Below are 16453 nucleotides of genomic sequence, written 5' to 3' on the forward strand. Positions count from 1 at the left end.
CCTGGCTTACACGCCCGCCGACAGCGCAGGCGCGGCGGCCGGCCGGGCGAAAGTGATCACAAACCGCCCGCTGGAACGGCGCACGCCGTCCGGGCCGGGCGCCGGCTCGAACCGGTATTCATAGTCCAGCATTGCTTCGTTATTCAAACACAATTCGCGCGCCAGATATAGTCCCAATCCCGTGCCCTTGCTGGAGGTGGTGTAGAACGGCTCGAACAAATGGGCCCGCACTTCGGGCGAGATACCGGGGCCGTCGTCCTGCACGTGCAGTTCCATGCGGCGCGCACGGCCCGTCACCAGCGTCAGGCGGATGCTGGCCGGCGCCCCGCTGGCGTAGCGCACGGCGTTATTGAGCAGGTTAAGCACCACTTCGCGCAGGTGCAGGCTGTCGAAGCGCACCAGCGTGCCGGGCGTGGCCGCCAGCGCCAGCACGTCGCCGGGCAAGCCGTGGGTTTCGTCGAATTCAGTCTTGAGCTCGGCCAGGAACTGGTCCAGCGCCAGCGGTTCGCCGTGCGGCTGCACCTTGCGCGACAGCTGCAAAATGTCCTCCACCATGCGGTTGACCCGGCTCACATTGTCGCCCACGATCTTGAGCAGGCGCAGGTGCACGGCGCTGTCCAGGTCCTCGGCCAGCAGGGCCGTGGCGTGGCCGATGGCCGACAGCGGGTTGCGCACCTCGTGCGCGATGCTGGCCGTGAGCCGGCCCATGGAGGCCAGCTTGAGTTGCTGGGCCTGATTCTCGATGCCCGTCACGTCCTGCAGGAAGATCACGCTGCGCTCCGTGCCCAGGCCGTCCGTGTCCACTGCCGCGAAACGGGCCTGCAAGTGGGCCGCCAGGTCAGGCCGGCCATGCCACACGGCCGGCCCGCCGTCCGGCGCCGGCTCGGCCGGCTTGATGGTGACGTAGGCCGTGCCGTGCGCGGGATCGGCCAGCCAGTCGTCATACGCTTGCGCCAGCGGCCGCAGGGTGGCCACGTCGCCCAGGCGCAAACGCAGTTCCGGCCCGGCCAGGCCCAGCATCTGCTGGGCGGCCGGATTGCCGGCGAATACCTGGCCATGCGGATCGACCACCAGGATGCCGTCGCCCACGTTGGCCATCACCAGCCGGTTCACGGCTTGCTGCACGCCGATCTCGATGCCCCGCTCGATGGCCAGTTCCTCCTGGCCGATCAGCCTGGCGGCCATGCGGTTGACCACCCACACGGCGGCGAAGAAGGCGGCGCCGTACAGGCCGGCCTGCAGCACCACCATGTCGCCTTCCATCAGCAGCATGCGCCAGCCGCTCTCGCCCAGCAGGAACAGCGTGACCAGCGAGGTACAGAACAGCGCCAGCACCAGCGGCGCCAGGATGGCGGTGCCGGCCAGCGGGAACAGGTAGAGGATGGCCAGCCCGCTGCGCACCCCGCCGGCGGCGATGTAGAGCAGCGAGATGGTGGCCAGGTCGCAGGCGATCTGCGACATCAGTTGCAGCAGGAAGCGGCGCTGGACGTACAGCGTCATCAGGGCGAAGACCAGCGCCAGCAGCAAATAGCCCAGGCACACTTCGCCGTAGAAGAACTGGCCGGCGGCACGCAGGCCACGGCTGTCCACGCTCAGGTAGGCCAGCAGCACCAGCGCGATCACCACCCGCGTGGCGTTCAGCGTTTGCAGCGAGCGCCAGAAGGTGGCGCGGTTCGCGCGCGCATCAGCGGCCAGCGCTGGCAGGGAGGAGGTCACTACTCAGGCGGCCGGCAAGCTGGCGTGGGCGGCGCTGCAATAATCGCGGCCGCCGGCCTGCACCGTTTCCGAGGCCGGGTAATAGATGCCGCAGTGGGCGCAGCACAGCATGGTTTCCACCTCCGCGTTGGCGCGGCCGCGGGCGGCCGGGCGGGCGGCGGGACGCTCGGGCTGGCGTGGTTCAGGCGGACGCTGGCCGCCCTGCAGCTCGCGCAGCTTGCTGCGGATCGCGAACAGCACCAGGAACGCCAGCGCCAGCCAGAACAAAAGACGACTCATACAAAACCCCGGTGTAAAACGACTTCAAACACGAAACGGCTGCCGACGTAGGCCAGCAGCAAGGTGGCGAACCCCGCCAGCGTGAACGTGAGCGCCGTCTTGCCGCGCCAGCCACGGAAGCGGCGGCCCGCCAGCAGCGCGGCGAACAGCAGCCAGGACAGGAGCGTAAACACGGACTTGTGGTCCCACTTCAGGGCCTGGCCAAACAATTGTTCGGAAAAGACGATACCCGACAACACCGTCAGGCTCAGCAGAACGAAACCGAAGCCGATCATGCGGAACAGCAGTTTTTCCATCGTCAGCAGGGCCGGCAACTGGTCCAGCGCGGCGGCCAGGAAACCGCCGCCGGCCGTGGTACGCGTATGCAGGCGCGATTCCTGCAGCGCCATCAGCACGGCGTGGAAGGCGGCGATGGTGAGGGTGGCGTAGGCCAGCGTGGCGATGGCGATATGCCAGCCGAACATGACGGACTTGCCTTCCAGTGCGATCAAATTACCGGGAAACAGCGCCTCCAGCGCCACCGCCACGGCGGCGCTCGGCATGACCATGCGGCGCAGGCCGTCCAGGCTGTAGTTGCGGTTTTCCAGCCAATAGGCCGCCACCGACACCCACAGCGCGGCCGACAGCATGGCCGCGAAGCCGAAGCGCAGCGAACCGGGGGCCGTCACTTCCAGCCACAGGGTCACGCCGTGCAGCAGCCAGGCGACGGCGGTGAGGGTGGCGATCAACGGCCCCTGCCGGGATGGCAGCAAGGCGCACACAAGGTACAGCACGGCGGCTGAAATAAGGAAGTAAGTCTGCATAACGGTCAGTTTACACCATGGCGGGCTGAAATCGGCCCGAGCTTAGTCTCGGCTTAGGGAGGGAAACCGGGGACGGACCCACATTACGGGGCGCTGACTGCGGCCACGCTAACTGATAAAGGGTCCGTCCCCTGGGTGGGTGCTCAATCGATGGCCGCCACGCGGATTTCGTCGTTGTGGTGGCGCTGCTGCTCCTCCATCACCAGCTGGCCCAGTTCGCGCTTGAGGGCGTTGAACTCGGGTGCGGCCGGGTCGCGCAGGCGGGGCAAGTCCACCAGCAGGTCGCGCTTGACGGTGCCGGGCCGGTAAGTCATGACGATGATGCGGTCGGCCAGGTAGATCGCTTCCTCGATGCTGTGGGTGACGAAGATGATGGTCTTCTTCAGCTCCGACCAGATGCGCAGCAGTTCGTCCTGCAGGTTGCGCCGGGTCAGCGCGTCGAGCGCGCCGAACGGCTCGTCCATGAGCATGATGGGCGAATCGAGCGCCAGCACGCGGGCGATGGCCACCCGCTGGCGCATGCCGCCCGACAAATCCTTGGGATAGCGCTGGCGGAATTCACTCAGCGACAGCATGGCCAGCAGCCGGTCCACGGTGGCCGCGATCTGGGCCTTGGACTGGCCCTTGATCTCCAGCCCGAAGGCGATATTGTCGGCCACCGTCATCCAGGGGAACAGCGCATATTCCTGGAACACCATGCCGCGCGCCGGCCCCGGCCCCGTGACGGGCTGGCCGTCGGCCGTGATGTCGCCGCCGCTGGGCAGGGCGAAACCGGCCACAGCGTTGAGCAGGGTCGACTTGCCGCAGCCGGACGGTCCCAGCAGGCAGACGAACTGGCCGCGCGGGATTTCCAGGTTGATGTCGCGCAGCGCCACCACTTCCCGCCCGGCGCCGGAAAATACCTTGTCGACGTGGCGGATGACGATGTGGGGCGCGCTGCTACTACGCGTTTCGCTCATATATATTAGAGGGTTCAGTTATCCAGGCCGCGATGCCAGCGCAGCAGGTGGTTGTTCAGCCGGTTCATCAGCACATCGATGCCCAGCCCGATCAGGCCGATGCTGATCATGCCGGCGATGATCTTATCCGACCAGAAGTACTCGCGCGCTTCCAGGATGCGGAAACCGAGGCCATTGTTGACGGCGATCATTTCCGACACGATCACCACGATGAAAGCCGTGCCTATCCCGATCCGCACCCCGGACAAAATGTAAGGCACGGCGGCCGGCAGCATCACCCGCACAAACATGGTGGTACCGGATGCGCCCAGGTTGCGGGCCGCGCGTATATAGATGCCGTCCACCTGGCGCACCCCGGCGATGGTATTCATCAGCACGGGAAAGAAGGCGCCCAGCGCGATCAGGAACACGGCCGGCGGATTACCCAGCCCGAACCACAGGATGGACAGGGGAATATAGGCGATCGGTGGGATCGGCCGCAGCAGTTGCACCAGCGGGTTAAGCCAGGCGTACACCCGCGGGTTGGCGCCCATGGCCAGCCCCAGCGGCAAGGCCAGCCCGGCCCCGACGGCGAAGCCGACGATCACCCGGTACAAGCTGCCCATGGCGTCGCCGATCAGCTCCCCCGAAAAGGCCCAGCGCAGCCAACTGCCGGCGGCCGGGTCGTAGGGCTGCAGCGGCAGCAAGTATTCGAACCACTTGTGCACCACCGCCCACGGCGACGGCAACACCTGCGGGTTGACCCAGCCCAGCGAGGCGGCGCCCTGCCACAGGGCGATCACCAGAGCCGGCACCACCAGGCCCACGCCCGCCTCACGCCAGCGCGACTTTGCCATGAGCATCCTTTCTTATTTGACGTTCAGGCTTTTCTTGGCCGCGTCCAGCAGATCCGTCTTGACCCAGTCGCGCGCCACAGGCGGCTTGGCCATGCGGCCCACGCCGGTCTTGACCATGACGTCGGTGGTGATCTGGATGTGCTCGGGCGTGATGTCATACGAATAGGGCGAATTGCCGATCGCATCGTCGAAGTCCTGCTTGCTCAGCTGGCCCTTGAACACGACCTCACGCACGTATTTCTCGGCCACGGCCTGGTCGTCGATGAAGGTCTTGGTGGCCTCCACGAAGCAGCGCATGAACTTCTCGGCCAGCGGCCGCTTCTCCTTGTAGAACTTCTCCGTCATCACCATGGTGCGCACGGGCGCGCCGATGGGCGTGTCGTAAGGCTTGAGGATTTCGTTGCCGTAGCCCTTGTTGATGGCTTGCGAGGACTGCGGTTCGGACTGCATCATGGCGTCGATATTCTTGCCCAGCATGGCCTGGTTCAAGTCGGCGTAGGCCAGATACACCAGTTGCACGTCCTTGCCCGGCTGGTCCGAGGCCGTCATGCCGGCCTGCTGCAATTCGGCCAGCAGCAGCACTTCCTGGATGCCGCCGCGCGTGACGCCCACTTTTTTACCCTTCAAATCCTTGACGGACTTCATGTGCAGGTCGGCACGCCCCACCAGACGGGCGCCGCCCTTGGCGAAACCGGCCACCGCGTAGATGGGCGCGCCCCCGGCGCGGCCCGAGATGGCCGCCTCGGACGCGGTGGTGCCCACATCCAGTTCGCCGGCGATGATGGCCTGCATCACGTCCAGCCCCTTGGCGAACACGTGCTCATCGACCTTGATGCCGCACTTGGGGGCGATCTCCTTAATATAGGACACGGCGCCGTAGTGGGCGAATTTCAGGTTCCCGAGCCGCACCACTTCCTGCGCCTGGGCCTGTGCCGCCCACCACATGGCGGCCAGCGCCACCGTCTTGATCATCGCCTTGCTTTTCATCGTGTCTCCCTCGTTGCTGAAAGTTGCACAGATCATAGCAAGTGGCGTCGCGCTTGCCTACCGCGGCGGTGCCATCCCCTGCGCCGTCCGATGGCCCGCCGCCGCCACGATGCGGTAAAATGGCGGCCATCGTCCGGCCCCGGCCGGCCAACCTCCAGACTGATTCCAGGTTCATCATGCTAGATAATCTCACCCAGCGTCTCGCCAAGGTCGTCAAGACCATGCGCGGCGAGGCCCGTTTGACCGAGGCCAACACCGCTGAAATGCTGCGCGAAGTGCGGCTGGCGCTGCTGGAGGCCGACGTGGCCTTGCCGGCCGTGCGCGAGTTCATCGCCCGCGTCAAGGAAAAATCCATGGGCGAGGAAGTGATTTCCTCGCTCTCGCCCGGCCAGGCCCTGGTGGGCGTGGTGCAGCGCGAACTGGCCGCCATCATGGGCGCCGACCTGGGCGAACAAGCCGCCCAGCTCAGCTTCGCCCAGCAGCCGCCCGCCATCATCCTGATGGCCGGTCTGCAAGGTGTGGGTAAGACCACCACCGTCGGCAAGCTGGCCAAATACCTCAAGGAAGAAAAGAAGAAGAAAGTGCTGACCGTGTCGGCCGACGTCTACCGTCCGGCCGCGATCGCCCAGTTGCAATCGGTGAGCGGCCAGGTGGGCGCCGACTTCTTCCCGTCCACGGCGGCCGACAAGCCGGTCGACATCGCGCTGGCCGCGCTGGACTGGGCCAAGAAGCATTACCACGACGTGCTGATCATCGACACCGCCGGCCGCCTCGGCATCGACGAAGAGATGATGCGCGAGATCGCCGCCATCCACGGCGCCGTGAAACCGATCGAAACCCTGTTCGTGGTCGACGCCATGCTGGGCCAGGACGCCATCAACACGGCCAAGGCCTTCAACGACGCGCTGCCGCTGACCGGTATCGTGCTCACCAAGCTGGACGGCGACTCGCGCGGCGGCGCGGCGCTGTCGGTGCGCCACATCACGGGCAAGCCCATCAAGTTCGCCGGCGTGTCCGAAAAGCTGGACGGACTGGAAGCGTTCGACCCGCAGCGCATGGCCAACCGCATTTTGGGCATGGGCGACATCCTGGCGCTGGTGGAAGAGGCGCGCAAGGGCGTGGACGCCAAGGCGGCGGCCGACCTGGCGCAGAAGATCAAGGTAGGCGGCAAGTTCGACATGAACGACTTCAAGGCCCAGCTGGGCCAGATGAAGAAAATGGGCGGCATGGCCAGCCTGGTCGACAAGCTGCCGGCCCAGTTCCAGCAAGCAGCCGGCAACGCCAACATGGACCAGGCCGACAAGCAGGTGCGGCGCATGGTCGGCATCATCGACTCGATGACGCCGCAGGAACGGGCCAAGCCGGAACTGATCAAGGCCACCCGCAAGCGCCGCATCGCGGCCGGCGCCGGGGTGCAGGTGCAGGAAGTCAACCGCATGCTGACCCAGTTCGAGCAGATGCAGACCATGATGAAAAAGCTGTCGGGCGGCGGCATGATGAAGATGATGCGCTCGATGAAAGGCATGATGCCGGGCCTGCGTTAAGGCTTTTTCGCCGCCATCGGCTGCCCTCCAGACACCGCCCGCGCGCCCCGCGCCAGGCGGTGTTTTTACGTGCGAAACAGGGGCGCGGCGCCCTTGAACGGCACGGGCGGTGACGGACGCCCTGATTTAAGTGGTGTTTCCGGGAAAAAACGCGAAAAACACTTGCATCCCCGGACAATCCCCACCAATATTAGCCGTGCGATCAATTGCGCAATTTTCCATGTGTTCGTTAAGGAGGCTAGAAGATGGCAACAGCCAAAAAAACCCCAGCAGCAGCACCAGTCAAGAAAGCGGCGGCCGCTAAGCCCGCCGCCGTGAAAAAAGCAGCACCCGCCGTGAAAAAAGCGGCCGCTCCCGCCGCACCGCGCAAACCGAACGCCGCTTTCATGAAGGCCATGACGCCTTCGACCGTGCTGGCCGCCGTGGTTGGCGCCGCCCCGTTGCCGCGCACTGAAGTGACCAAGAAAGTGTGGGACTACATCAAGAAGCTCGACCTGCAGGATCCGGCCAACCGCCGCATGATCAATGCCGACGACAAGCTGAAAGCAGTCTTCGGCGGCAAAGCCCAGGTGTCCATGTTCGAGATGACCAAACTGATCTCCGACCACCTGAAATAAGCACCCTCCCAAAAAAATCGGGGACGTAACACGATTTATCCGTGCGGATAAATCGTGTTACGTCCCCGATTTTTTTGGCTTACAACGGCGACTTGAACTTCCAGTTCTGCCACGCCGACAGCACGGCGTTGGGATATTCCGGGCGGCCGCGGCTGCCGTTGTAGCGGCCCAGTGCCAGATAGAGATTGCCCGCTTCCATATCCAGGTACATGCGCAGGATGGCGCAGCCGTAGCGCAGATTGGTCTGCATATGGAACAGGGCGCTGCGGTTGCGGTCGCCGATCACGTTGGTCCAGAACGGCATCACCTGCATGTAGCCGCGCGCGCCCACCATCGACACGGCGTACTTGCGGTAGGCCGATTCCACCTGGATCAGGCCCAGCACGAGGCCGGGATCGAGCCCGGCCCGGTGCGCCTCGTACCACGCCGTTTCCAGAAATTCCGTGCGCATCTGCTGGTCCGGCAGGCGCCGTTGCAAGCGGGCCGACATTTGCGTCAGCCATCCCTGGTAACGCTGCTGGTCGGCCTGGTCGCGGAAGACGGGCTTGGGCGGCCGCGCATCCAGGATGGCGTTCGACAGCGCCACCCGCACCGCGTCGGCCAGCGCCTCTTCCTTCTGGCTGCCGGCGTGGGCATTGGGGCCCTGCAGCGCCCCCGTGGCCAGCGCCAGCGCCATCGCCCAGCGCTGGGGCCGGGCCCACCAGCGGCGCCGGTCGGCGCCGTCGGCTGGAACGGTTGCAGTCAGGGTGTCCACGGTCAGGCGGCCAGCTTGCCTTTGATGAAGTTGATGATGTCGGCCAGCGGCACGGCGGTCGCTTCGGTGTCGCGGCGGCCCTGGTATTCCAGGTTGCCTTCCTTCAGGCCACGCTCGCCGATCACCACGCGGTGCGGCACGCCGATCAGTTCCCAGTCGGCGAACATGGCGCCCGGACGCAGGCCGCGGTCGTCGACGATGACGTCGATGCCGGCCGCCTGGGCTTGCGCGTACAACTGCTCCGTCTCCGCCTTGACCAACTCGCTGCGGTCCATGCCCATCGGGCACAGCACCAGTTCGAACGGCGCCAGCGAGGTAGGCCAGATGATGCCCTTGTCGTCGAAGTTCTGCTCGATGGCCGCGCCCAGGATGCGGGTCACGCCGATACCGTAGCAGCCCATCTGCAACGGGGCCGGCTTGCCGTTCTCGTCCAGGAACGTGGCTTTCATGCTTTCCGAATAGGCCGTGCCCAGCTGGAACACGTGACCCACTTCGATACCGCGCTCGATGGCCAGCACACCCTTGCCATCCGGCGAGGCGTCACCTTCAACCACGTTGCGCAGGTCGGCCACCAGGGTCGGCTCGGCCACGTCGCGGCCCCAGTTGGCGCCCGTGTAGTGGAAACCGGCATCGTTGGCGCCGCACACGAAGTCGGCCATGTTGGCCACGGTGCGGTCGGCCACCACGGTGACGGGCGCCTTGGTGCCGATCGGGCCCAGGTAGCCAGGCACGCAGCCGTACACTGCCAGGATTTCCGCCTCGGTCGAGAAGCGGTGCGCGGCCAGGCCAGGCACCTTGCCCACTTTGACTTCGTTCAGTTCATGGTCGCCGCGCAGCAGCAGCATGAAGTATTGGGGGGTGATCTTGCCATCCTGTTCGTGATCGACCGTCAGGGCGATGGTCTTGACGGTGCGGTTCAAAGGCAGGCCCAGCAGCTCGGCCACCTGTTCGCACTTGGTGGCGTTCGGGGTCGACGCCTTGACCAGCGCTTCGGCGGCGGCGGGACGCGCGGCCGCCAGCGGCAGCGCCTCGGCCGCTTCCATATTGGCCGCGTAGTCGGAGGTCGGGCAGTACACCAGCGCGTCCTCGCCGGTGCTGGCGATCACGTGGAATTCGTGCGAACCGGTGCCGCCGATGGCGCCGTTGTCGGCCGCCACGGCGCGGAACTTGAGGCCGAAGCGGTTGAAGATGCGGGTGTAGGCGTCATACATGACCTTGTACGACGCTTGCATGCCGGCCAGGTCGCGGTCGAACGAGTAGGCATCCTTCATGGTGAATTCGCGGCCGCGCATCAGGCCGAAGCGGGGACGGCGCTCGTCGCGGAACTTGGTCTGGATGTGGTAAAAATTCAACGGCAGTTGACGGTAGGATTTAATTTCCGAACGAACAACATCGGTGATCACTTCCTCGGAGGTGGGCTGGATCGCGAAGTCGCGGCCATGACGGTCCTTGACGCGCATCAGTTCGGCGCCCATCTTGTCCCAGCGGCCCGTTTCCTGCCACAGCTCGGCCGGCTGCACCAGCGGCATCAGCAGCTCAATGGCGGCGGCGGCGTTCATCTCTTCGCGCACGATGGCTTCGACCTTGCGGATCACCCGCAAACCCATCGGCATGTAGGTGTAGATGCCCGAGCCCAGGCGTTTGATCATGCCGGCCCGCATCATCAACTGGTGGCTGACGATTTCGGCATCGGCTGGCGCTTCTTTAAGCGTGGAAATAAAAAATCGGGAGGCGCGCATAACGGTGAATTCTTTTTAAAAAGAGAGGGTTATAATCAACCTAATTTTAAAGGATTAGCTGGCTGATGCGTCCATACTTTATACAAATGCGTTCAATTGATGGCGTTGCGGCCGTTTTCGTACCCCGAAAACAGGGTCGGCACGCGAATTTGTGGGCAAAAATGTAAGCCGGACGCACAGTCGCAGAAAGTTTTGAGGTGCAACATGCTCGATCGTGAGGGGTTTCGGCCCAACGTCGGCATCATCCTGCTCAACGCCCATAACGAGGTGTGGTGGGGCAAGCGGGTGCGCGAGCACTCATGGCAATTTCCGCAGGGCGGCATCAAATACGGGGAAACGCCGGAACAGGCGATGTACCGGGAGCTGGAAGAGGAGATCGGGTTAAGGCAGGAGCACGTCAAGATCGTTGGCCGCACACGCGACTGGCTGCGCTACGAAGTGCCTGACCATTTCATCAAGCGGGAAATCCGCGGCCACTACCGGGGGCAAAAGCAGATCTGGTTCCTGTTGCGCATGTGCGCGCGCGACAACGACGTCAATCTGCGCCTGACCGACCATCCCGAATTCGACGCCTGGCGCTGGCATGACTACTGGGTGCCGCTGGACGTGGTGATTGAATTCAAGCGGGATGTGTATCAGCGCGCGCTGCAGGAATTGTCGCGCTTCCTGACCTGGCCGGCGCATGGCAACGGCCAGCACCGCCACACGTCGCGCTATTTGCGCCAGCCGCACGCGCCCCGTCCCGCGACGGCGGCGCCTTGCGCGGAAGGCATTTTGACCACCGACGGGCAGCCGCAAGGCACGCCGGCGGCGGCCACGCCAGCCGCGCAGCAAGCGCCCCGCCCTTCCCGGCAGGCGCAGGCGGCCCCCATGGCAGCGGCCGGTCCGGCGGAAGCGGTGGACGTGGTCAAGGTCGGCGGCTGACGGCCGGCAGGTCTGAACGCGGTAAATCGTAGCAACGGACGGGACGGCCAGACGGCGGTCCCGCCCGTTTTCGTTTCCCACCCGCCGCCCGCCCCCGTCACGCGACGCGGCACGGCCGGTCGCGCGCCAGTGGCGGCACGCACGGGGGCGCGAGCCGGCCCGCGCGGCAACGGGTACAATGGCGGCTGGCTGTTCCTTCCCCGATACCACCCATGTTCAACCCCTCCTCCGACGACGTGCGCCGCTTCTTCTGCGAGACGTTCCGCAAGCAGCGCGCCAACGACATCCTCAGCCCCATCGAAGCCATGGCGGCCGACTGGATCCGCCACCACCCCGAATATGAAGACCTCCTGAGCGACGTGGAGGCGGCGCTGGCACGCGACTTCAGCGTCGACAGCGGCCAGACCAACCCATTCCTGCACCTGTCGATGCACCTGTCGATCGACGAACAGATCTCGATCGACCAGCCGCCCGGCATCCGCGAGGCCGCCACGGCCCTCACCTTGCGGCTGGACTCGGCCCACGAAGCGCATCATCAAATCATGGAATGCCTGGGCGAGATGATCTGGACCGCCCAGCGCTCCGGCCTGCCGCTCGATGGCGACGCCTACGTGGAAAGCGTGCGGCGCCGCCTCAAATAGGCGTCGGCAAGCAGCGCGGCGCACGCAAAAAAGCCACGGCGAGCGTGGCTTTTTTCATTTGCTGCCCCCGGAGGGCGGCTTAGCGGTGCGGCGTGGACAGCGAGCCAGGCAGGCTGTGCAGGTAAGCGGCCAGGTCCTTGATGTCCTGGTTGCTGAGCGCCTTGACCTGGCCGCCCATGATGGCGTTGCCGCGGCCGTTGGCGCCATCGCCACGCTTGTAGGCCGTCAGCGCGTGTTCCAGGTAATCCTTGTGCTGGCCAGCCAGCTTGGGATAGCTGGGGTCGATGGGGGTGTTGAAATCCTTGCCGTGGCAAGCGAAGCAGCTGTATTTTTCCGTCAGGGCCTTGCCGGCGTCGATATTGCCGCTGGCGAGGGCCGACAGCGAGACGGCGGAGCAGAACAGGGCGGTGATCAGTTTTTTCATCGGTTCAGTCCTTATTTCGCCGTTTGCTGGGAATAGTATGCCGCCACGTCCGCCATGTCCTGTTCCGACAGGCTGCTCGCGATACCCTTCATGGAAGGATGCTTGCGCTCGCCCTTCTGGTAGGCCTTGAGCGCGTTCTCGATGTACTTGGCCGATTGGCCACCAATCATGGGCACCTGAAACACTTCGGGGAAGGTCGCCTTGTAACCGGGGATGCCGTGGCAGCCGATGCACATTTCGATTTTGGCGGGAGCGGCCTGGGCGTTCCCTACGATGTCGGCAGCCGAGGCGGCGTGGGCGAAACCTGCAAGCACGAGAAGTGCGTAGATTTTTTTCATGGTGTGGTGGCTAAGTAATCAATAGGAATCGGATACAGCCCAAGCGCAAAACTTAACTTTTGCACTATCAATCAGCGATTCTAACTCAAGAATGTTTCCATAGTCTATCAAGAATCATGGACAAACCGGCCGATCTTCGCTAGGCGTGGCGCATTATTCCCACCCCGCTTTGAGGGCGGCCTCTAGTGAACTGCCTTATACTTCAACGATAAATTCTGCGACACGCAGCGTCCATCCCCTTATCCATAGTGAGATCGCCACCCATGCACGCCAACCAAGCACCCGCCCCGCGCTTCGAGGGTTCCGACAACTACGTCGCCACCAACGACCTGAAACTGGCCGTCAACGCGGCGCTCACGCTGCAACGCCCGCTGCTGATCAAGGGCGAACCGGGCACCGGCAAGACCATGCTGGCAGAGGAAGTGGCGGCCGCGCTCAACATGCCGCTGATGCAATGGCACATCAAGTCCACCACCAAGGCCCAGCAAGGTTTGTACGAATACGACGCCGTGTCGCGCCTGCGCGATTCGCAACTGGGCGATGAGCGCGTGCGCGACATCCACAACTACATCGTCAAGGGCGTGCTGTGGCAGGCCTTCACGGCGCCCGAACCGGTGGTGCTGCTGATCGACGAGATCGACAAGGCCGATATCGAATTCCCCAACGACCTGCTGCGCGAACTCGATCGCATGGAATTCTACGTCTACGAGACGCGCGAGATGGTGGTGGCCAAGCACCGCCCACTGGTCATCATCACCTCCAACAACGAGAAGGAATTGCCGGACGCCTTCCTGCGCCGCTGCTTCTTCCACTACATTAAATTCCCCGACCGCGACACGATGGAGCAGATCGTGGCCGTGCACTACCCCAACCTGAAGCGCGAACTGCTAGCCCAGGCCCTGCAGACCTTCTACGAGGTGCGCGAAGTCCAGGGCTTGAAGAAAAAGCCATCCACCTCCGAATTCCTCGACTGGCTCAAGCTGCTCATGGCCGAGGACATCCCGGCCGAAGCCCTGCGCAGCCAGGACGCCAAGACCATCGTGCCGCCGCTGCATGGCGCCCTGCTCAAGAACGAGCAGGACATCCACCTGTTCGAGCGCCTGGTGTACATGGCGCGGGCCAACCGCTGATGAACGCCGCGTTGCAATCACCCCTCCCCGTTACGCTGGAGTGGAACGGCGTGCGGCTCGAGCCGCTGGCGCCGCACCACGCGGACGGCTTGCGCGCGGCCGCCGCCGACGGTGAGCTATGGCAGCTGCGTATCACCTCCGTGCCCACGCCGGAGCAGACCGACGCCTATATCGACAAGGCCATCGCCATGCGGCCATCGCGGCTGGCGTTCGCCGTGATCGACGCGGCCAGCGGCGCCGTGATGGGCACCACCAGTTTCCACGACATCGTGCCGGAACTGGACCGCACCGAGATCGGCTACACCTGGTATGGGCGCAGCCGCCAGCGCAGCCACGTCAACACCACCTGCAAACTGCTGATGCTGGGCCACGCGTTCGACACGCTGGGCTGCGCCGTGGTCGGCCTGCGCACCGATAACTTCAACCACACCTCGCAGCGCGCCATCGAACGGCTGGGCGCCAAACGTGACGGCGTGCTGCGCCACCACGCGCTGCGCCGCGACGGCACCGTGCGCGACACCGTCATGTACAGCATCGTGCGCGGCGAGTGGCCGGAAATCAAAGCCCACCTGCACTACAAGCTGCAGCAGGGCGGAGGGCGCTGACCATCATGCTGATCGATTTCTTCTTCACCCTCAAGGACGCCAAGATCCCCGTCACGATCAAGGAATTCCTGACCCTGCTCGAAGCGATGCAGAAGAACGTCATCGCGCCGTCGATGGACGACTTCTATTATCTGTCGCGCCTGACGCTGGTCAAGGACGAAGCCCACTTCGACAAGTTCGACCGCGCCTTCGCCCAGTACTTCAAGGGCATCAACGCCGCCTTCGAGACCAACAGCGCCATCCCGCTGGAATGGCTGGTGCAGCGCATGAAGCGCGAGCTGAGCGACGAGCAGATGGCCCAGCTGGAGAAATTCGGCTACGACAAGCTGATGGACCGGCTGGCCGAACTGCTCAAGGAACAGAAGGAGCGCCACGAAGGCGGCAGCAAGTGGATAGGCACGGGCGGCACCTCCCCGTTCGGCAACGGCGGCACTAACCCGGAAGGGGTGCGCATCGGCGGCAAGGGCGGCAACCGCACGGCCGTCAAGGTGTGGGAAGCGCGCGCCTACAAGGATTACGACGGTGAACGCGAACTGGGCACGCGCAACATCAAGGTGGCGCTGCGCCGCCTGCGCAAGTTCGCGCGCGAAGGGGCCGAGGAGGAATTGGCGCTCGACGCCACCATCCGCGCCACGGCCAGCAACGCCGGCTACCTCGACATCAAGATGCGCCCCGAGCGCAAGAACAAGGTCAAGGTGCTGATGCTGTTCGACGTGGGCGGCACCATGGACGACCACATCGAGCGCACGGAAGAACTGTTCTCGGCCTCCAAGACGGAGTTCAAGAACATGGAGTTCTTCTACTTCCACAATTGCGTGTACGACCACCTGTGGAAGAACAACCGGCGCCGCCACGCGGAACGCTTCGCCACCTGGGACGTGCTGCGCAAGTACCCGCCGGACACCAAGCTCATTTTCGTCGGCGACGCCACCATGAGTCCCTACGAGATCCTGCAGCCGGGCGGCTCGGTGGAGTACAACAACGAGGAGGCGGGATCGGAATGGCTGGCCCGCTTCACCAACGCCTTCCCCAAGTTCGTGTGGCTCAATCCGGAACCGGAAGGCATCTGGCAGTACCGCCAGTCCGTCTCCATCATCCGCCAGTTGATGAACAACCGTATGTTCCCGCTGACGATGGAAGGGCTGGAACGGGCCATGCGCACGCTGAGCAAATAAACGAAGGTTGGGAGGGGGCGAAATAGCGGCCAGGCCAGGCCAGGCCAGGCCGTGCCGTGCCCCGCTCCGCCCTGCGCGGCGGCCAGGTCGCTACCGCTCACGTGCAAGCCGGCGCCGGCCATCACCGTCAGGTTGCCGTCGGTGGCACCCACCGTGCTGCGCGCCTGGCCGCTTTGCGTGCTCGCGTCCCGGGCGCGGTCGGTGGTGGTGGTGCGGGTGCCGTAGCTGATGCCGAATCCACCGCCACCGCTCAGCAAGCCATGCTCCTGCACACTTTGGTGCGAAGTCGCGCCTTCCTGACCGCCTTTGCCGACTTGGCCCGCCTGCAGCTTGAGGTCGCGCCCAGCCGTGGCCACCAGCGCGCTGTTGGCGGCGATGGTGCCGCCGATGTCGTTCAAGTCCGTCCTGGCGGCCACCGCCACGGCGTCACCGTGGATGCGTCCGCCCAGGTTCTGCACGTTGTCGGCCGCCAGCTTGACCACCTCGCGCCCGGTGATGTGCCGCTGTTGAGCAGGTCGCCCTTGGCGCGGACAGCCACTTGCACGGATGCCAGCATGTAATCCGAGCTGCGCCATTTATCATAGCCGGCGAAGCGCTGGTCGGTCTCGATCAGGTAGTGGGCCGAGGACGACGGATTGACGCGGTAAAGGCTGGCGTTGGGGAGGCGCGTGGCCGGCATGCCCACGCGCACAACTTGCGCGCCGCCGGTCGCGTGCGCGCCCTAGCCCTGTTCGATGCGCCCCACATGCGCCGCGTCGGGGCCACTGCCTCCAGTGGCGGCCTTGACCGCGCTGGCCGCGCCCGTCGGGCCGGCCAGCACATTGGCGGCGACGGTGATGTCCACGTGATGGAGGCTCTGTGCAGCGACGGCGGTGGCGGCCTGCTGGCCGCTGGCCACCTCGACGTTGCCGGGCTGGCCAGCGTGACCGGCGCGCACCGTGCCGATATGAAATCAAAAAGCGCCAACTATTGAAAACAAAAG

The 16453-nt window shown here is 64.8% G+C and carries 18 protein-coding genes; 7 read left to right on the top strand and 11 right to left on the bottom strand.

Going from position 1 to position 16453, the window contains the following annotated elements; genetic code table 11:
* Window positions 1-6 precede the first annotated feature (6 nt).
* From H3H39_RS13930 to H3H39_RS13955, 6 genes are all read right to left on the bottom strand, one after another.
* Entirely contained in the window at window positions 7-1716 is a 1710-nt protein-coding gene (locus tag H3H39_RS13930; RefSeq protein WP_182153983.1) for a sensor histidine kinase, read from the bottom strand.
* 3 nt (window positions 1717-1719) lie between these two features.
* A complete protein-coding gene (locus H3H39_RS13935; RefSeq protein WP_182153984.1) occupies window positions 1720-1995 on the bottom strand; it encodes a PP0621 family protein in 276 nt (91 codons plus the stop codon).
* On the bottom strand, window positions 1992-2798 hold the full coding sequence (locus tag H3H39_RS13940) for a cytochrome C assembly family protein (protein ID WP_182153985.1): 807 nt from the start codon (window positions 2796-2798) through the stop codon (window positions 1992-1994). Before H3H39_RS13940 ends, H3H39_RS13935 begins: the two co-directional genes overlap by 4 nt.
* A gap of 143 nt (window positions 2799-2941) precedes the next feature.
* A complete protein-coding gene (locus H3H39_RS13945; protein ID WP_182153986.1) occupies window positions 2942-3757 on the bottom strand; it encodes an ABC transporter ATP-binding protein in 816 nt (271 codons plus the stop codon).
* A 14-nt stretch (window positions 3758-3771) separates the two neighbouring features.
* The gene (locus tag H3H39_RS13950; RefSeq protein ID WP_182153987.1) at window positions 3772-4593 is read right to left on the bottom strand and encodes an ABC transporter permease; all 822 of its coding nucleotides are present in this window, start codon (window positions 4591-4593) and stop codon (window positions 3772-3774) included.
* 12 nt (window positions 4594-4605) lie between these two features.
* Window positions 4606-5580 (bottom strand): ABC transporter substrate-binding protein, encoded by a 975-nt coding sequence (locus H3H39_RS13955; RefSeq protein ID WP_182153988.1) that lies wholly within the window; start codon window positions 5578-5580, stop codon window positions 4606-4608.
* A 176-nt stretch (window positions 5581-5756) separates the two neighbouring features.
* On the opposite strand from H3H39_RS13955, the gene ffh reads away from it, so the two are divergent.
* Window positions 5757-7124 (top strand): signal recognition particle protein, encoded by a 1368-nt coding sequence (ffh, locus tag H3H39_RS13960; RefSeq protein ID WP_182153989.1) that lies wholly within the window; start codon window positions 5757-5759, stop codon window positions 7122-7124.
* Window positions 7125-7369: 245 nt separating this feature from the next.
* A complete protein-coding gene (locus tag H3H39_RS13965; RefSeq protein ID WP_182153990.1) occupies window positions 7370-7741 on the top strand; it encodes an SWIB/MDM2 domain-containing protein in 372 nt (123 codons plus the stop codon).
* Window positions 7742-7820: 79 nt separating this feature from the next.
* Here H3H39_RS13965 and H3H39_RS13970 read toward each other — a convergent pair whose 3' ends face one another.
* Together H3H39_RS13970 and H3H39_RS13975 are read right to left on the bottom strand one after the other, a co-directional pair.
* Window positions 7821-8417: a lytic transglycosylase domain-containing protein gene (locus H3H39_RS13970; RefSeq protein WP_182154115.1), complete on the bottom strand. Its 597-nt coding sequence runs from the start codon at window positions 8415-8417 to the stop codon at window positions 7821-7823.
* A gap of 80 nt (window positions 8418-8497) precedes the next feature.
* Window positions 8498-10234: a proline--tRNA ligase gene (locus H3H39_RS13975; RefSeq protein WP_182153991.1), complete on the bottom strand. Its 1737-nt coding sequence runs from the start codon at window positions 10232-10234 to the stop codon at window positions 8498-8500.
* A 204-nt stretch (window positions 10235-10438) separates the two neighbouring features.
* On the opposite strand from H3H39_RS13975, the gene H3H39_RS13980 reads away from it, so the two are divergent.
* Window positions 10439-11158, top strand: a complete 720-nt coding sequence (locus tag H3H39_RS13980; protein WP_229218030.1) for an RNA pyrophosphohydrolase — start codon at window positions 10439-10441, stop codon at window positions 11156-11158.
* Between the two features lie 212 nt (window positions 11159-11370).
* The gene (locus tag H3H39_RS13985) at window positions 11371-11799 is read left to right on the top strand and encodes a DUF1841 family protein (protein ID WP_182153992.1); all 429 of its coding nucleotides are present in this window, start codon (window positions 11371-11373) and stop codon (window positions 11797-11799) included.
* 79 nt (window positions 11800-11878) lie between these two features.
* Here H3H39_RS13985 and H3H39_RS13990 read toward each other — a convergent pair whose 3' ends face one another.
* Both H3H39_RS13990 and H3H39_RS13995 read right to left on the bottom strand, forming a co-directional pair.
* Window positions 11879-12223, bottom strand: coding sequence for a c-type cytochrome (locus H3H39_RS13990; RefSeq protein ID WP_182153993.1), 345 nt, complete (start codon window positions 12221-12223; stop codon window positions 11879-11881).
* Between the two features lie 11 nt (window positions 12224-12234).
* Complete coding sequence (locus H3H39_RS13995; protein WP_182153994.1) at window positions 12235-12561, bottom strand: c-type cytochrome; 327 nt, start codon at window positions 12559-12561, stop codon at window positions 12235-12237.
* 263 nt (window positions 12562-12824) lie between these two features.
* Between H3H39_RS13995 and H3H39_RS14000 the strand changes: the two genes are divergently transcribed.
* From H3H39_RS14000 to H3H39_RS14010, 3 genes are read left to right on the top strand one after another with little or no spacing between them, the layout of a single operon-like run.
* Window positions 12825-13691 carry an AAA family ATPase gene (locus H3H39_RS14000; RefSeq protein ID WP_182153995.1) on the top strand — a complete coding sequence of 289 codons (867 nt, stop codon included), beginning with the start codon at window positions 12825-12827 and terminating at the stop codon, window positions 13689-13691.
* 11 nt (window positions 13692-13702) lie between these two features.
* On the top strand, window positions 13703-14296 hold the full coding sequence (locus H3H39_RS14005; RefSeq protein ID WP_229218031.1) for a GNAT family N-acetyltransferase: 594 nt from the start codon (window positions 13703-13705) through the stop codon (window positions 14294-14296).
* Between the two features lie 5 nt (window positions 14297-14301).
* Window positions 14302-15471, top strand: coding sequence for a vWA domain-containing protein (locus H3H39_RS14010; RefSeq protein WP_182153997.1), 1170 nt, complete (start codon window positions 14302-14304; stop codon window positions 15469-15471).
* A gap of 721 nt (window positions 15472-16192) precedes the next feature.
* On the opposite strand, the gene H3H39_RS14015 is transcribed toward H3H39_RS14010, so the two are convergent.
* A complete protein-coding gene (locus tag H3H39_RS14015) occupies window positions 16193-16408 on the bottom strand; it encodes a hypothetical protein (protein ID WP_182153998.1) in 216 nt (71 codons plus the stop codon).
* Between the last annotated feature and the right edge of the window lie 45 nt (window positions 16409-16453).

Origin of the sequence: Rugamonas apoptosis (assembly GCF_014042355.1) — a bacterium.
Taxonomy (GTDB): Bacteria; Pseudomonadota; Gammaproteobacteria; order Burkholderiales; family Burkholderiaceae_D; genus Rugamonas; species Rugamonas apoptosis.

What these genes read in the sequence shown, in the direction of transcription:
- H3H39_RS13995 (WP_182153994.1), bottom strand. Translation starts at nt 12,561, where the DNA reads ATGAAAAAAATCTACGCACTTCTCGTGCTTGCAGGTTTCGCCCACGCC.
- H3H39_RS13990 (WP_182153993.1), bottom strand. Translation starts at nt 12,223, where the DNA reads ATGAAAAAACTGATCACCGCCCTGTTCTGCTCCGCCGTCTCGCTGTCG.
- ffh (WP_182153989.1), top strand. Translation starts at nt 5,757, where the DNA reads ATGCTAGATAATCTCACCCAGCGTCTCGCCAAGGTCGTCAAGACCATG.
- H3H39_RS13965 (WP_182153990.1), top strand. Translation starts at nt 7,370, where the DNA reads ATGGCAACAGCCAAAAAAACCCCAGCAGCAGCACCAGTCAAGAAAGCG.
- H3H39_RS13940 (WP_182153985.1), bottom strand. Translation starts at nt 2,798, where the DNA reads ATGCAGACTTACTTCCTTATTTCAGCCGCCGTGCTGTACCTTGTGTGC.
- H3H39_RS13945 (WP_182153986.1), bottom strand. Translation starts at nt 3,757, where the DNA reads ATGAGCGAAACGCGTAGTAGCAGCGCGCCCCACATCGTCATCCGCCAC.
- H3H39_RS13955 (WP_182153988.1), bottom strand. Translation starts at nt 5,580, where the DNA reads ATGAAAAGCAAGGCGATGATCAAGACGGTGGCGCTGGCCGCCATGTGG.
- H3H39_RS13985 (WP_182153992.1), top strand. Translation starts at nt 11,371, where the DNA reads ATGTTCAACCCCTCCTCCGACGACGTGCGCCGCTTCTTCTGCGAGACG.
- H3H39_RS13980 (WP_229218030.1), top strand. Translation starts at nt 10,439, where the DNA reads ATGCTCGATCGTGAGGGGTTTCGGCCCAACGTCGGCATCATCCTGCTC.
- H3H39_RS13950 (WP_182153987.1), bottom strand. Translation starts at nt 4,593, where the DNA reads ATGGCAAAGTCGCGCTGGCGTGAGGCGGGCGTGGGCCTGGTGGTGCCG.
- H3H39_RS14000 (WP_182153995.1), top strand. Translation starts at nt 12,825, where the DNA reads ATGCACGCCAACCAAGCACCCGCCCCGCGCTTCGAGGGTTCCGACAAC.
- H3H39_RS13935 (WP_182153984.1), bottom strand. Translation starts at nt 1,995, where the DNA reads ATGAGTCGTCTTTTGTTCTGGCTGGCGCTGGCGTTCCTGGTGCTGTTC.
- H3H39_RS14010 (WP_182153997.1), top strand. Translation starts at nt 14,302, where the DNA reads ATGCTGATCGATTTCTTCTTCACCCTCAAGGACGCCAAGATCCCCGTC.
- H3H39_RS13970 (WP_182154115.1), bottom strand. Translation starts at nt 8,417, where the DNA reads ATGGCGCTGGCGCTGGCCACGGGGGCGCTGCAGGGCCCCAATGCCCAC.
- H3H39_RS13975 (WP_182153991.1), bottom strand. Translation starts at nt 10,234, where the DNA reads ATGCGCGCCTCCCGATTTTTTATTTCCACGCTTAAAGAAGCGCCAGCC.